Genomic DNA, 14,545 nt, shown 5'->3' with positions numbered 1-14,545 from the left:
CACCGCGCCCCGCACCGCGCGGCGGGGCGGGGGTGCGCCCGGGCCGGGCGGGCTGTGATGCTCGTCACAGACCCCGTCCACACCTACGTGTTGCTCCTGCCGGTGCCGAGGTAGCGGAGGGTAAGGTCCCAGCGGACGGTTCGTCACAGGACCTCCACCCAGGCTCGACAGTCCACCCCCGTCACAGCAGTCACCGCCACCCGATCCGCCCCCCGAACCGCCGATCCGGGCTCGCGCCCCCGACGCTCTGGACGTACACGACGTGCTCTCGCCGCAGGCCCGCCCCACCCGCCGACCGACGACCCCCGCCCGGCTGCGCTCGGCGCTGCTGATCGCGGCCGCCGCAGCGAGCACCGGCTGCCTGACGCTCACCGTGGCCTCCCCCGCCTCCGCGCTGCCCGGCGCCGCCGTGAACACCGTCCCCGCCGCCGCCCCGGTCGTCGCCCCCGCCGCGGTCGCCGCCGACGAGCCCACCCAGGCCGAGGTCGACGCCGCCCGCCAGCGGGCCGCCGAGTCCGCCGCCAAGCTCGCCCAGGCCCAGGCCGACCTCGCCGCCGCCCAGGCCCGCCTCGACGGCCTCGCCGCCCAGGCCGGGGCCGCGCTGGAGACCTACCAGCAGGCCATGGAGGCCAAGCAGGCCGCCGAGACCGAGGAGGCGGCCCAGCGCGAGCGGCTCGCCCAGGCGCAGGCCCGGCTGGAGCAGGGCAAGAAGGACCTCGGGCAGTGGGCCGCGCAGGCCTACCGCGGCGGCGCGTCCCTGGAGCAGTACTCCGGCTTCGTCTCGGTGCTGAAGAACGGCGCGAGCGACGACACCGCCACCGCCCTGGCCACCGCCAAGCGCATCGGCGACGGCCGCAGCAGCGCCGTGGAGGAGTACGAGGAGGCCCAGCGCGTCCAGGCCGACGCCACCACCCGCGCCGAGGCCGCCGCCGCCGAGGCCCGCAAGCAGGCCGACATCGCCACCGCCGCCAAGCAGCAGGCCGACGCCCTCGTCGCCGAGCAGCGCAGCCAGGTGGCGGCGCTCGCCGTCCTGCAGGCCGCGGCCTCCGGCACCGCCGCCTCCGACTCCGAGCGGGCCGCCACCCTGGCCGCCACCGTCGCCGCCAACCTCGCCGCGGCCCGCGCGCAGGCCCAGGCCGCCTCCGCGGCGGCCGTCAGCGGCGGTTTCGCCGCCGTGGGCGACTGCGACACCAGCATCAACCTGTCCGGTTTCGCCAACGGCCTCATCCCGCGCAACGCCTTGTGCCCGCTGGCCAGCTCCCCCAACCACGTCCTGCGCTCGGACGCCGCCAACGCCTTCACGGCCCTGAACGAGGCCTACGCCGCGCAGTTCGGGTCCAACATCTCCATCACCGACTCCTACCGGACCCTGGCCGAGCAGATCGACGTCAAGGCGCGCAAGCCCGGGCTGGCCGCCAAGCCCGGCACCAGCCGGCACGGCCTGGGCATCGCCGTCGACCTCGGCGGCGGCATCCAGAACGCCACCTCCGCCCAGCACCTGTGGATGGACCGCAACGCCGCCCTGTACGGCTGGATCAACCCCGCGTGGGCGCAGAACCGCAGCGGCCAGTTCGAACCGTGGCACTGGGAGTTCACCGGCTGATGGCCGCCCGCCCGCCGGCCCGGCGCCCGTTCACCGCCTGGGACGGGCCGATCGCCATGGCCCACCGCGGGTTCAGCGCCACCGAGGCCCTGCACGGCCTGGAGAACACGCTGCCGGCCTTCGCCGCGGCCGTGGACCTCGGGTACACCTACCTGGAGACCGACGTGCGGGCCACCGCCGACGGCCGGCTGCTCGCCTTCCACGACGAGCACCTCGACCGCGTCACCGACGGCCGGGGGCTGCTGGCCCAGCGGTCCTGGGAGGAGGTCCGCCGGCTGCGGCTGGCCGGGCGCGAACCCGTCCCCACCCTCGAGGACGTCCTGGGCTCCTTCCCGCGGGCCCGGTTCAACCTGGACGTCAAGACCGCCGCCGCCGTCGCCGGCCTGGAGGAGGTGCTGCGCCGCACCGCCGCCCACGACCGGGTCCTGGTCACCGCCTTCGGCGAGCGCCGCCGCCGCGCCGCGCTGGCCGCCGTGGGGGGGCGCGGGGCCGTCGGCGCCACCTCGGCCAGCTCCCCCGGCACCGCCCTGGCCCTGGCCGGGGCGGGGCTGCGGACCCCGCTGCTGACCCGCCTGGCCCTGCGCGACGTCGACGCCGTCCAGGTGCCCGTGCGGCGCGGCGCGGTCCCGGTCGTGACCGAGCGGTTCGTCGAGACCGTCCACCGGGCCGGGGCCCAGGTGCACGTGTGGACCGTCGACGACCCCGTGCAGATGGGCGCCCTGCTCGACCTGGGCGTCGACGGCCTCATCACCGACCGCGCCGACGTCCTCAAGGACGTCCTGCTGGCCCGGGGCCAGTGGACCGGGTGAACCCCGCCACCCGGCGGGCCCGCCGCTCCTGGTACGTCTACGACTGGGCCAACTCCGCGTTCGTCACCACGACCCAGACCGTGCTGCTGGCCCCGTACCTGACCGTCGTGGCCCGCCGCGCGGCCTGCCCGGGCCAGCCCGGGGAGTGCACCCGCGCCCTGTCGGTCCTGGGCCTGCCGGTGGCGCCCGGTTCCCTGGCGCTCTACACGATCACCGCGGCCACGCTGCTGTCGGCGCTGCTGCTGCCCTTCGTGGGGGCGCTGGCCGACCGCACCCGGCACCGGCACCGGCTGCTCGGGGCGTTCGCCTGGACCGGTGCCGCGGCCGCGACGGGCCTGGTCGCGCTGGGCGGGGACCGCTGGTGGCTGGGCGTGGCGCTCGCGCTGGTCGCCGTCGTCAGCCTCACCTGCTCCCTGGTGGTCAACGACGCGCTGCTGTGCGACGTGTCTGCCCCCGAGGAGCGGGACGCGGTGTCCTCGCGCGGCTGGGCCGCCGGGTACCTGGGCGGCTTCCTGCTGCTGGCGCTGAACCTGCTGCTGGTCTCCACCCCCGGCACCTTCGGCCTCGACGAGGAGTGGGCGGTGCGGCTGTCGCTGGCCTCGGCGGGGCTGTGGTGGGGGCTGTTCACGATCGTGCCCGTGGTGGGGTTGCGGTCCCTGCCGGCCCGCCCGCTCGCCGCGCCGGTGCCGGGTTCGGCCCGTCCCGCGGGGCCGCTGCGGCAGCTGGGCGCGACGCTGCGGGGGTTGCGCCACCACCCGCAGGTGCTGCGGTTCCTGCTGGCCTACCTGGTCTTCAACGACGGCATCCAGACCGTGATCGCCGCCTCCAGCGTCTACGGGCAGGAGGAGCTGGGCTTCACCTCCGCGCAGCTGCTGACGACCGTCCTGCTCGTGCAGGCCGTCGCCTTCGCCGGCGCCCTGGTCTTCGGGCGCCTGGCGGTCCGGTTCGGTGCCCAGCGCACGATCCTGGGCGGGCTGGTGCTGTGGATCCTCGTCGTGCTGGGGGCCTTCGCCGTCCCGCGGGGGGCGTTCGGGACGTGGCTGGCGCTGGCGGCGGTGATCGGGCTGGTGCTGGGCGGGACGCAGGCGCTGGCGCGGTCGCTGTTCAGCCGGCTGGTGCCGCGGGGGGCCGAGGCGGAGTACTTCAGCCTGTACCAGGCCGGGGAGCGGGGGACGAGCTGGCTGGGGACGCTGGCGTTCGGGCTCGTGGCGCAGCTGACGGGGTCGTACCGGCCCGCCCTGGTCGCGCTGCTCGCCTTCTTCGTCGTGGGGGCGGTGCTGCTGCGGCGGGTGGATGTCGCCGCCGGGGTTCAGCAGGCACAGCGAGGCACCGATCCAGTACGCTGAGTAATCAATCCATCTCGCTGCGCACACGACCTCCACACTCCGGTCGACAACGTCGTGGAACAGCGGGGGTCGTCACAGCGTTCAACCATCGAGTCCCTCCCACTCCCCCGGACCCCCGGTGGGACGCCCCGCGGGAGGGATCGTGGGGAGGTCACATGAGCGAGCGCAACCTACGAGGGTCCCGCCTCGGAGGCGCCAGCCTCGAGAGCGAGTCCGGTGTCGAGCCGGCCGAGCGCCAGCAGGTCACGTACCACTGCCCGAACGGTCACACCGTCACGGTTCCCATGTCGCTGGAGGCCGACGTGCCGCCGCTGTGGGAGTGCCGGTGCGGGGCCGAGGCGCTGCGGGCCGACACCGACGCCCCGGAGAAGAAGGCCGGGAAGCCGGCGCGAACGCACTGGGACATGCTCCTGGAGCGTCGCACCATCGCCGAGCTCGAGGTGCTGCTGGACGAGAGGCTCGAGCTGCTGCGCAGCCGCGAGCTGATCAAGCGCAGCGCCTGAGCAGCAGGTCCACCGGCACGACAGCACGGCGGCCGGCCCACCCACCCGGGTGGGCCGGCCGTCGTGCGTCCGGGCCGGGGAGGCCGGAGCACAGCCGGGCCGGGCCGGGCCGGGGTCAGCGGCCCAGCTCCCGGCGCTCGTCCACGACCTCGCCGTCGACCACGTCGTCCCCCTGCCCCACCACGTCACCGGCCACCACCGTCGGGACGCCGGCCCGGCGCACCGCCCGCTCGAAGCGCCGGCGCACCAGGCGGACGAACAGCGCGCGCACCAGCCGCCGGGTCGGGGGCAGGACGCACAGCAGGCCCAGCACGTCGCTGAGCAGCCCCGGCAGCACCAGCAGCACCCCGCCCAGCCCGGTGAGCACGGCGTCGCCGACGACCCCGGGCTCCTGCCCGGGCACCGGCTGCCCGAAGGGCACCGCCGCCGACTGCCGGAAGGCCCGCACCGCCCGGCGCCCGGCCCGGCGCAGCACCAGCGCCCCGCCGAAGGTCTCGGCCAGCAGCAGCACCAGCACCCAGCCGCCGCCCACGACGTGGGCGACCTGCACCAGCAGCCACACCTCCAGGACCACCAGCAGCAGCAGGGCCACCCCGATCCACGGAGCCCACCGGCGGGCCCTCACGCGGCCGGCCCCCCGCTCAGGGCCGGGTCCCCGGCCGGGCGCACCGGGGCCGACGACGGGCCGCGCGGCCCGCGCCGCACCCCGCGGCGGGCGCTGACCAGCAGCAGCAGCGCCAGCGCGCTCAGGACGACCTCCGGGGCCTGCCCGACCCGGGTCGCGACGGTCTGCGTCGTGCGCAGCGCCACGTCCCCGGTCAGGACGTCCTGGGTGAACAGCGTGGACTCCTGGTGGGCCGTGCCGTCGGGGTCGATGAGCGCGCTGACGCCCACGGTGGAGATCTGCACCACCGACCGGCCCGACTCCACCGCCCGCAGCCGCGACATCGCCAGCTGCTGCACGGCCTCGTCGGAGTACCCGAAGGTCGCGTTGTTGGTCTGCACGACGAGGAACTGCGCCCCGGCGCGCACCGAGTCGCGCACCGTGTCGTCGAAGGCGACCTCGAAGCAGATCACGTCCCCGACCCGGACGCCGTCCATCGACAGCAGCCCCACGTGGTCGCCGTGGACGAAGTCGCGGCGGACCAGGTCGACCTTGTCGGTGAAGACGCGGAAGAAGGAGCGGTACGGCATGTACTCGGCGAACGGCGCCGGCCGCTGCTTGACGTAGTGGCGCGCGTCGTCCTCGCGGGCGCCGGCGATGCCGTCCTGCGGGGTCACCACCAGGCCGGTGTTGGACACGAAGCGGCCCGGGCCGTCCAGGACCGCGCCGACCAGGACGGGGGCGTCGATCGCGCGGGCGGCCTGCTCGATGACGGCGCGGGCGTCGGCGTTCTGGTAGGGGTCGATGTCGCTGGAGTTCTCCGGCCACAGCACCAGGTCCGGCTGCCGGGCGGTGCCGGCGGCGACCTCGGCGGCCAGCCGCTCGGTCGCGCCGGCGTGGTTGTCCAGCACGGCGCGGCGCTCGGCGTTGAACTCCAGCCCCGCGGCGGGGGTGTTGCCCTGGACCGCGGCGACGTGGCGGGTGCCGTCCTCGGCCGCCGTGGGGCGCGGCACCAGGAGCCCGGAGCCGGTGACGGCCGCGGCGGCCACGAGCAGCACCGCGGCCGGGCGCAGCCGCGGGACCGCGCGGGCGGCGCCCACCGGGGCCGGCAGCCGCAGCAGGGCCAGGACGGCCGCGGCGGCCAGCGCCCCGGCCAGGGCCACCCCGAAGGTGACCGCCGGGGACCCGCCGAGGGCGGCCAGGCCCAGGGTGGGGGCGTCGGCCTGGGAGAAGGCGAGCCGGCCCCAGGGGAAGCCCTCGAAGGGCACCCGGGCGCGGGCGGCCTCCAGCGCCACCCACCCGGTCGCCACGGCCAGCGGGGCCAGCCGCCACCGGGCGCGCTGCAACCGCGGCAGGCAGGCCCCCAGGACGGCGTAGAAGAGGCTGCACACGACCGTCAGCGCGCTCCACGGCAGCAGGCCCACGAACGTCCCGCTCCAGGACAGGTGGGGGAACATGAACGCGAAGCCGAACCCGAACCCGGCCAGGGCGCCGGTGCGGGCGCGCACCCCGTGGGTGGCCACGGTCAGCAGCGCGACGGCGGCGATCGCGGTGGGCCACCAGCCGGCGGCCGAGACCGCCCCGGGGAAGGCGGCCCAGGCGGCCACCCCGCCCAGGACCGACAGCAGCAGGCTGACCGGCAGGGGCACGGGGGCGGGCTCGGCCGGGCGGGGACGCATCACGTGAGGGTAACCGCCGGGGAGCGCCCGACGGTTCCCGCGCGGGCCGGGCCGGGCCCCAGTCGAGTTCGCGTGCCCCTCGCGCCGTCGCGCACCCCGTCGGCCACGAGGTGCGTGCCGTTATCTAAGGGCACGCGAACCCGACCTCGTCCACTCCGACCGGGCGCACGAGCCGGGCGTCGTCGCAGGTGGCACGACTACACCGACGCTGGCGCGTCGTGCTCGGTCGGTCTTCCTCCTCGTGGACTGCGAACTCGAAGCTACTCAGCCGTTGACGACTGTCAACCGGCCGGTGACCTGCACGAACGTGCATCGCTGCTGGTCATGGGGCGGTCACGGTCGGTGATCCAGGGGTGGAGACCGGCGTGTCGCCCGGCGTGTCGTCCCCGGCGTGTCAGCCGGTCCACCCCGCCCCACGCACCCCCGCCGTCGCACCGGTCCCGCCGGGACCGCCCCCGGGCGCTCCGGCGCCTACAGGTCGTCGTGCACGACGACGCCGTCGACCACGGTCCGCCGGCACACCGGCTCCGGCGCCCCCGGGGACAGGTCCGGCAACCCCGGCGTGCCCGAGCGCGCGTCGGTGCTCCAGCCCGACAGCCGCCGGTCCGGGGCCTGCACCACGAGGTCCTGCACGTCCCACACGGCGTACGTGGCCGGTGCGCCCGGGCGCAGCACCCCCGGGTGGCCCTGCCCGGCGAGGCGGTGCCCGCCGCGGGTGTGCGCCAGGAACGCCGCCCGCACCGACACCGCCTGCTCCGGCCGCGCCGGGAACCCGGCCGCCCGCACCGCCGCCCACGGCGCGAACGGCGTCACCGGGGTGTCGGAGCCGAACGCCATCGGCACCCCGGCGGCCGCGAACGCCGCCAGCGGGTGCGTGCCGGCGCTGCGCTCCCCCAGCCGCTGCGCGTACACCCCGCCCGGACCGCCCCAGGTGGCCTCGAACGCCGGCTGCACGCTGACGGCCGTCCCGAACCGGGCGAACGCCTCCACCACCGCCGCGTCGGCCACCACCGCGTGCTCGACGCGGTGACCGGCCGAGGCCAGCGCCGGGACGCCGAGGTCGGCCGCGACCTCCCCCAGCGCCTGCACGACCACGTCCAGGGCGGCGTCGCCGATGGCGTGGAACGCGGCCTGCACCCCGGCCACCGTGCAGGCGTGCAGGTGGTCGCGCACCGCGGCCGCGTCCAGGTGCAGCGTCCCGCGCCGGCCCGGGGCGTCGGCGTAGTCGGCCCGCAGCGCCGCCGTGCGCGAGCCCAGCGCGCCGTCGACCGCGAGGTCACCGCCCAGCCCGGCCAGGACGGCCCCGCTGCCGTCCAGGACCTCCCGCGCCCGCTGCGGGGTGCGCACCGCCTCGGCCAGGTACCCCACGACGGTCGGCAGCGGCTCGGCGACCGCGAGCGCCTGCAGGGCCCGCAGGTCGTCCGGCGGGGCCAGCCAGCACCCGGACATCTCGTGCACCGTGCCGATGCCGACGGCGGCCGCGGCCCGCAGCGCCGCCCGGCGCGCCTCCTGCGCCGCCTGCGGGCTCAGCGCGGCCCACCGGGCGTCCAGGGCCGCGTGGAAGGCGGCGCCGCGCACCCAGCCGTCCTCGTCCCACCCCTCCAGCTCCCGCAGCCGCGCGGCCTGCGCCAGCGCCGAGCTCACCAGCGCGCTGTGGCCGTCGACGCGCGAGAGGACCACCGGCGCCCCGCCCGCGGCGCGGTCCAGCTCCGCCCGCGTCGGCACGGCGCTCCCGGCGGCCCAGGTCGACTCGTCCCACCCGAACCCGGCCAGCAGCTGCCCGGGCACCGCCCGCGCCGCGACCGCCGCCAGCAGCCCCTCGCGGCCGGCGACGTCCCGCGCGTCCAGGCCGGTGCGCCGCAGGCCCGTCTCGGTCAGGTGGGTGTGGGCGTCGACGAACGCCGGGGTGACGAGCCGGCCCTCCAGCTCGACGACCTCGTCGCCGTCGCGGGTCCAGGCCCCGGCCGCCTCCTGCGGCCCCACCCACGCCACCGTCGCGCCCTCGACGAGCATCGCGGTGGCGAACGGGTCGGCCGGTGAGTACACCGACCCGCCCCGGTACAGCCGGCGGACGGGGGCCCCTGACGCGAAACGGTCCACGCCGGGCAGCGTAGGAGCCGCCCCGCGTGGACCGTCCGTCAGGGCCGGTGCCCCGCTCCGCGCCCGAGTCCGGGCCCGGGTCGCGTGCCGGTCAGGCGCCGGCCGGGGCCGGGGTCGCCTCGCCGGTCTGCCCGGCCGTGCCGGGCATCTCGGTGACGGTCGCCGGGTCCGGCGCGGCCACGTCCACGTCGCTGCCCCAGTCGAAGAAGTCCATCTGGACGTTCATCGTGGAGCCCTCGGCGCTGATCGTCTGGGTCATGCGGACCGGGCGGTCCTCCTCGTCGACGTACAGCTCGAAGGGGATCGGCCCCAGCTTCGCCGCGGCTTCCTCGGCTTCGGGGGTCTGCTGCTCGGCCGGGAGCTGCTCGATCGCCTCGACCGGGTCGATGGTCCCGGCGTACCCCTTGGCCTGGACGCCGCGGACGTCCTGCGCGGGCAGCTCGCGCACGTCCTCGGCCACGCCCTGCAGCTGCTCGAGCTGCTTGGACGGGTCCATCGTGGTGGTGTCCAGCCCGGTGGCGCCCATGGCGTCCAGCGGCACCTGCACCCACTGGCCCTCGGCGGTCAGCGGCGCGCCGCTGAGGTACGCGACCTCGTCGACCAGGCGCATCGTGATCTTCGTGCCGCCGGCCTCGGCCGGCAGCGTCATCGTCATCTCGACCGCGCCGGAGGCGGAGTCGAAGGCCCCGTCGGCGCTGATCTGCCCCACGGCCGCGGCCTCACCGGTGCCGGTGGCGGTCAGCGAGAACTTCGCGCTGCCGGCGTCCCGGGAGTTCTGCGCCGACGCCTTGACGGCCTCGAAGGCCGTCAGCTGCGTCGCCGGCGAGGACGTGGCGACGTTCGCGGACGGGGCGGCGGTGTCGTCCCCGCCGCACGCGCTGAGGCCGAGGGCGAGGGTGAGGGCCCCGCCGGCCGCCAGCGCGCCGATCCGGCGGCGGCGCCGGGAAGTCGGCCGGGTCATCGTGGTCATGGGAATTCCCCCCTGGTCGGGCTGTGCGGTGGATGTGCATCCGGGAACTACCCTCACAGCATGCGCCGCGGGTCGCGATCGGGCGTCACCCGTCCGGACCCTTCACCCGATCCGTCCGGATGACCCCGGTACCTGCGAGGATCCCCCGCATGCCGTCCCCCGCCGGTCGCCTGATGCTGCTGGACTCCGCATCGCTGTACTTCCGCGCCTTCCACGGCGTCCCGGAGTCGGTCACGGCCCCCGACGGCACCCCCGTCAACGCCGTCCGCGGCTTCCTGGACTCCCTGGCCTTCCTCGTCACCACGCACCGGCCCACCCGGCTGGTGGCCTGCTGGGACGACGACTGGCGGCCCGCCTTCCGGGTGCGGGCGCTGCCGTCGTACAAGGCGCACCGGGTCGCTCCCGACGGCGGGGAGGACGCCCCGGCGGCGCTGGGCCCGCAGGTCGACGTCATCGTCGACGTCCTGGCCGCCCTCGGCCTGGCCCGCGTCGGCGCCCCCGGCTACGAGGCCGACGACGTGATGGCCACCCTGGCCGTGCGGGAGGCGAGCGCCGGGGGCGACCCGGTCGACGTCGTGACCGGGGACCGGGACCTGTTCCAGCTCGTCGACGACACCACCGGCGTCCGCGTCCTGTACTGCGGCAAGGGGGTGCGCAAGGCCGAGGCCGTCACCGGGGACTGGCTGCGCGCCCGGTACGCCGTGGCCGGCGGCCCGGCGTACGCCGACATGGCCGTCCTGCGCGGGGACCCCTCCGACGGGCTGCCCGGCGTGGCCGGCATCGGGGAGAAGACCGCCGCGGCCCTCGTCACCCGCCACGGCGACCTGGCCGGGCTGCTGGCCGCGGCGGACGACCCCGCCGCGGACCTGCCGGCCGGGCAGCGCCGCAAGCTGCTGGAGGCGCGCGACTACCTCGCCGCCGCCCCCGTGGTCGTCCAGACCGTGCGGGACGTGCCGCTGCCGCCGGTCGCCGACGCGCTGCCCACCGCCCCGGCCGACGCCGACCGCCTCGGGGAGCTGGTCCACCGGTGGGGGCTGGGGTCCAGCGTCGAGCGGGTCCTCACGGCCCTGGCGCAGTCCCGCGGGGCGTGAGGACGCCCCTCACCCCTCGGTGAGGGAGGTGTGCGCCACGACGCCGCGGCGGATGGCCTCCACGGCCTCCCGCGCGGCCCGGCGGACGCCGGGGTCGGTGGAGGCCGAGGCGATCTGGTCGAGCAGGTCGACCAGCTGCTTGCAGCGGCGGACGAAGTCCCCCGCGGCCAGGTCGGCCTCGCGCAGCACCTCGTCGAGCCGGTGCCCACCGGCCCACCGGTGCACCGCCCAGGCCAGGCCCGGGTCCGGTTCCCGGGTCATCGGGACCTTGTGGTGGTCCTCCCGGTCGGTCAGGTCGCTCCACAGCCGGTGGGTCGCGGCGATCGCGGCCTCGGTGCGGCGCGGGACGCGGTCGGGGCGCCCGCCCTCGTCGCGGCGGGACTCGTGGACCAGCGTGGAGACCGCCGCGGCCAGGTCCGCGGCCGGCAGCCCGTCCCACGCCCCGTGCCGCAGGCACTGCGCCACCAGCAGGTCGGTCTCGGCGTTGATGCGCCGCAACGTGCGCCCGGCGTCGGTGACGGCCTGGCCGTCGGGGGTCAGGTACCCCAGCTCGGCCAGCAGGTCGCAGACGCGGTCGAAGGTGCGGGCGATGGTGCCGGTGCGGCCCTCGATCTTGCGCTGCAGGCCCTGGGTGTCGCGGCGCAGCTTCTCCTCGCGCACCGCCCAGCGGGCGTGCTCCTCGCGCTCGGCGCACCCGTGGCAGGGGTGGGCGCGCAGCTGCTCGCGCAGCCGCGCGAGCTGCGCGTCCTCGTCCGCGCCGTTGGAGGCCCGCCGCCGGAACGGCACCTCACCGCCGCCGACCTCGGCGAGGGCGTTGCGCAGCGAGGAGGCCAGGTCCCGGCGCTCCTGGGGGGAGCGCCAGTTGAACGTCTTCGGCACCCGCACCCGGGCCAGGGCCTCGACCGGTCCGCTGAAGTCGTCCGCGTCGACGGTCCGGACCTGCCGGTCCTGCGACAGGATCCGCGGCGACGGGCCGGCGAACCCCTTGCCGGGGACCAGGTCCAGCACCACCCCGAAGGTGGCGCGACGCCCCCCGGGCAGCCGCACCACGTCCCCGCGCGACAGGCCCTCGACGGTGCGGCGCGCCTCGGCGCGCCGGGTCGCGGCCCCGGCCCGGGACAGCTCCCGCTCGCGGTCGGTGATGGCCTGGCGCAGCGCGAAGTACTCCCGGAAGTCCCCCAGGTGGCACGACATCGCGTCGGCGTACCCGCCCAGGGCGTCGGTCTGCTTCTTGATCTGCTGGGCCTGCCCCACCACGGCCCGGTCGGCCTGGAACTGCGCGAACGACGTCTCCAGGATGTCCCGGGCGCGGTCGCGCCCGACCTGCTCGACGAGGTTGACGGCCATGTTGTACGTGGGCCGGAAGCTGGAGCGCAGCGGCCAGGTGCGCCGCGAGGCGAGCCCGGCGACGGCCTCGGGGTCGGTCGTGCCCGACCACAGCACCACCGCGTGGCCCTCGACGTCGATGCCGCGCCGGCCCGCGCGCCCGGTCAGCTGGGTGTACTCCCCCGGCGTGACGTCGACGTGGGTCTGCCCGTTCCACTTCACCAGCCGCTCCAGCACCACCGAGCGGGCCGGCATGTTCACGCCCAGCGCCAGCGTCTCGGTCGCGAACACCGCCTTGACCAGCCCGCGGGCGAACAGGTGCTCCACGGTCTCCTTGAACACCGGCAGCATCCCGGCGTGGTGGGCGGCCAGGCCGCGCTCCAGGCCCTCCAGCCAGCTCCAGTACCCCAGGACCGCGAGGTCGGAGCTGGGGATTTCCGCGCACCGCTCCTCGGCGACGGCGCGGATCTCCTTGCCCTCCTCCGGGGAGGTCAGCCGCAGCCCCCACGCCACGCACTGCTCGACGGCCGCGTCGCAGCCGGCGCGGGAGAAGATGAACGTGATCGCCGGCAGCAGCCCCGCCTGGTCGAGGGTGTCGAGGATCTGCGCGCGCGAGGCCGGTCGCGGCGCCCCCTGCGGGCGCCCGCCGCGCTGCGCGGGCCGATCCTGCCCGCGCCGGCGCCCCCGCCCGGCCCCGGCGAGCCGGTCGGTGCGGATCTGCTGGCGCGACATGGCCACGAGCTCGGGGTTGACGATGGCGCCGGGCACCAGGGAGCCCTCGTCCCCCTCCAGGGGGTCGCCGTCGGGGTCGGTGAACAGGTCGTACAGCCGCGTCCCCACGGCCAGGTGCTGCCACAGCGGGACCGGCCGGTGCTCGGAGACGACGACCTCGGTGTCGCCGCGGACGGTGTCCAGCCACGCGCCGAACTCCTCGGCGTTGCTGACCGTCGCCGACAGCGACACCACCAGCACGTCGGAGGGCAGGTGGATGATCACCTCCTCCCACACCGCCCCGCGGGAACGGTCGGCCAGGTAGTGCACCTCGTCCATCACGACGTACCCCAGGCCGTCCAGCAGCGGCGACCCCGCGTACAGCATGTTGCGCAGCACCTCGGTCGTCATGACCACGACCGGCGCCTCGCCGTTGACCGAGTTGTCCCCCGTCAGCAGCCCGACCGCGCCGGGCCCGTGCCGCTCGACGAGCTCGGCGTACTTCTGGTTCGACAGCGCCTTGATGGGCGTGGTGTAGAACGCCTTGCGGCGCGTCGTCAGGGCCAGGTGCGCGGCGAACTCCCCCACGACGGTCTTGCCCGCGCCGGTGGGGGCGGCGACGAGGACGCCACGGCCCGCTTCCAGGGCCTGGCACGCCTGCAGCTGGAATCCGTCGAGCTCGAAGCCGAGCGTGCTCGCGAACTGCGCGAGCTCGGTGCGCGACTCCTCGGTCCGGCGGCGCGCTGCCGCGTAGCGTTCCGCGGGGCTTGCCATGGGGTGACAGTACGTCAGCGGGACCCGCGGCGCGGTCCGGGGCCCACCCGGGCCCGCCGGGAGCCGGTGGTGGCGGCCCGGGGACCGGGGCCCGGCGCCGCGTCAGGTCAGCACGCGCAGCGCCCCCGGGACGACCTCGCAGGTCACCGGCAGGTCCCCCAGCGGCTCGCCGTCGGCGTGCGGGCGGGGGCGGGGGCCGTCCCCGACGTGGGTCAGGGTGACCGACCGCGCGCGGTGGACGTGCACGGCGGGCACGTCCAGGTGCCGTCCGCGGCGGACCGTCGGCAGCAGCGTCAGCGCCCGCAGCGGGGGCAGGGCGTCGACGACGACGACGTCGAGCCGGCCGTCGGCGGGGTCGGCCTGCGGGGCCATGAGCATCCCCCCGCCGTAGCAGCGGGTGTTGGCGACCGCGACGAGCAGGCAGTCCCGCTCGAAGCTCTCGCGCCGGTCGCCGAGGTCGAGGTCGACGCGCACGCCGACCCCGCGCACGACGGCCAGCTCCCGCAGCGCGGCGAGGGTGTAGCGGGCCGGGCCGTGCGGCCACCGCCAGGAGTTGGCGCGCTCGTTGACGAGGGCGTCGACCCCGGAGGCGAGGATGCTGGCGTACCAGCCGGTGCCGGCGGCGTGGGTGACGCGCACAGCGTCGACGTCGCGGTACCGGCCCGCGTGCAGGGCCCGGGCCACGGACTCGGCCGCGCCCACCGGGTCGCCCAGCGGCAGGTCCAGCCCGCGGGCGATGTCGTTGCCCGTCCCGGCCGGGACGATGCCCAGGGCGGTGCCGGTGCCGGCGACGGCCTCCACCCCGGCGTGGACGATGCCGTCGCCGCCGACGACGACGAGGGCCTGGAACTGGCCGGCGCGCTCGCGGGCGTCCCGGGCGACGGCGGCCGGGTCGGGACCGGACAGGTCGGTGACCTCGTGCCCCAGGGACCGCAGGGTCTGCAGGACGCGGGTGCCCGCGGCGCGGCCGTCCCCGCGACCCGCCGTCGGGTTCACGAGGAGGCCGACCCGCCCCCGGTGGCTCACCGG

At 76.8% G+C, this 14,545-nt stretch carries 11 protein-coding genes; 5 read left to right on the top strand and 6 right to left on the bottom strand.

Annotated elements, in window-relative coordinates; genetic code table 11:
• Positions 1–262 precede the first annotated feature (262 nt).
• The 4 genes from ACRYM6_RS01580 to ACRYM6_RS01565 all read left to right on the top strand — a co-directional run bounded on the left by ACRYM6_RS01580 (position 263) and on the right by ACRYM6_RS01565 (position 4,261).
• A complete protein-coding gene (locus tag ACRYM6_RS01580; protein ID WP_432540644.1) occupies positions 263–1,603 on the top strand; it encodes a M15 family metallopeptidase in 1,341 nt (446 codons plus the stop codon).
• On the top strand, positions 1,579–2,412 hold the full coding sequence (locus ACRYM6_RS01575; protein WP_432540642.1) for a glycerophosphodiester phosphodiesterase family protein: 834 nt from the start codon (positions 1,579–1,581) through the stop codon (positions 2,410–2,412). The genes ACRYM6_RS01580 and ACRYM6_RS01575 overlap by 25 nt, the downstream gene beginning before the upstream one ends.
• Entirely contained in the window at positions 2,409–3,758 is a 1,350-nt protein-coding gene (locus ACRYM6_RS01570; RefSeq protein ID WP_432540641.1) for an MFS transporter, read from the top strand. Before ACRYM6_RS01575 ends, ACRYM6_RS01570 begins: the two co-directional genes overlap by 4 nt.
• Before the next feature lie 155 nt (positions 3,759–3,913).
• Positions 3,914–4,261 carry an RNA polymerase-binding protein RbpA gene (locus tag ACRYM6_RS01565; protein WP_432512471.1) on the top strand — a complete coding sequence of 116 codons (348 nt, stop codon included), beginning with the start codon at positions 3,914–3,916 and terminating at the stop codon, positions 4,259–4,261.
• A 115-nt stretch (positions 4,262–4,376) separates the two neighbouring features.
• Here ACRYM6_RS01565 and ACRYM6_RS01560 read toward each other — a convergent pair whose 3' ends face one another.
• The 4 genes from ACRYM6_RS01560 to ACRYM6_RS01545 form a co-directional block, all read right to left on the bottom strand.
• Positions 4,377–4,853 (bottom strand): FxsA family protein, encoded by a 477-nt coding sequence (locus ACRYM6_RS01560; RefSeq protein WP_432540640.1) that lies wholly within the window; start codon positions 4,851–4,853, stop codon positions 4,377–4,379.
• Between the two features lie 29 nt (positions 4,854–4,882).
• Positions 4,883–6,544, bottom strand: a complete 1,662-nt coding sequence (gene lnt / locus ACRYM6_RS01555; protein WP_432540638.1) for an apolipoprotein N-acyltransferase — start codon at positions 6,542–6,544, stop codon at positions 4,883–4,885.
• 471 nt (positions 6,545–7,015) lie between these two features.
• Positions 7,016–8,557 carry an amidohydrolase gene (locus ACRYM6_RS01550; RefSeq protein WP_432540777.1) on the bottom strand — a complete coding sequence of 514 codons (1,542 nt, stop codon included), beginning with the start codon at positions 8,555–8,557 and terminating at the stop codon, positions 7,016–7,018.
• Positions 8,558–8,735: 178 nt separating this feature from the next.
• Positions 8,736–9,614 carry an LppX_LprAFG lipoprotein gene (locus tag ACRYM6_RS01545; protein WP_432540637.1) on the bottom strand — a complete coding sequence of 293 codons (879 nt, stop codon included), beginning with the start codon at positions 9,612–9,614 and terminating at the stop codon, positions 8,736–8,738.
• Positions 9,615–9,763: 149 nt separating this feature from the next.
• Between ACRYM6_RS01545 and ACRYM6_RS01540 the strand changes: the two genes are divergently transcribed.
• A complete protein-coding gene (locus ACRYM6_RS01540; RefSeq protein WP_432540636.1) occupies positions 9,764–10,705 on the top strand; it encodes a 5'-3' exonuclease in 942 nt (313 codons plus the stop codon).
• A 9-nt stretch (positions 10,706–10,714) separates the two neighbouring features.
• On the opposite strand, the gene ACRYM6_RS01535 is transcribed toward ACRYM6_RS01540, so the two are convergent.
• Both ACRYM6_RS01535 and ACRYM6_RS01530 read right to left on the bottom strand, forming a co-directional pair.
• Positions 10,715–13,516, bottom strand: coding sequence for a DEAD/DEAH box helicase (locus ACRYM6_RS01535; RefSeq protein ID WP_432540635.1), 2,802 nt, complete (start codon positions 13,514–13,516; stop codon positions 10,715–10,717).
• A gap of 102 nt (positions 13,517–13,618) precedes the next feature.
• Entirely contained in the window at positions 13,619–14,542 is a 924-nt protein-coding gene (locus ACRYM6_RS01530) for a diacylglycerol/lipid kinase family protein (protein ID WP_432540634.1), read from the bottom strand.
• Between the last annotated feature and the right edge of the window lie 3 nt (positions 14,543–14,545).

Origin of the sequence: Kineococcus rugosus (genome assembly GCF_050871975.1) — a bacterium.
Classification (GTDB): domain Bacteria; phylum Actinomycetota; class Actinomycetes; order Actinomycetales; family Kineococcaceae; genus Kineococcus.
The sequence above is the reverse complement of the archived record's forward strand: the minus strand, read 5'-3'. Positions and strand labels throughout refer to the sequence as shown.

Excerpts from the sequence above, each read along its gene's own strand:
- ACRYM6_RS01540 (WP_432540636.1), top strand. The coding sequence starts at position 9,764 with ATGCCGTCCCCCGCCGGTCGCCTGATGCTGCTGGACTCCGCATCGCTG.
- ACRYM6_RS01565 (WP_432512471.1), top strand. The coding sequence starts at position 3,914 with ATGAGCGAGCGCAACCTACGAGGGTCCCGCCTCGGAGGCGCCAGCCTC.
- ACRYM6_RS01535 (WP_432540635.1), bottom strand. The coding sequence starts at position 13,516 with ATGGCAAGCCCCGCGGAACGCTACGCGGCAGCGCGCCGCCGGACCGAG.
- lnt (WP_432540638.1), bottom strand. The coding sequence starts at position 6,544 with ATGCGTCCCCGCCCGGCCGAGCCCGCCCCCGTGCCCCTGCCGGTCAGC.
- ACRYM6_RS01550 (WP_432540777.1), bottom strand. The coding sequence starts at position 8,557 with ATGCTCGTCGAGGGCGCGACGGTGGCGTGGGTGGGGCCGCAGGAGGCG.
- ACRYM6_RS01545 (WP_432540637.1), bottom strand. The coding sequence starts at position 9,614 with ATGACCACGATGACCCGGCCGACTTCCCGGCGCCGCCGCCGGATCGGC.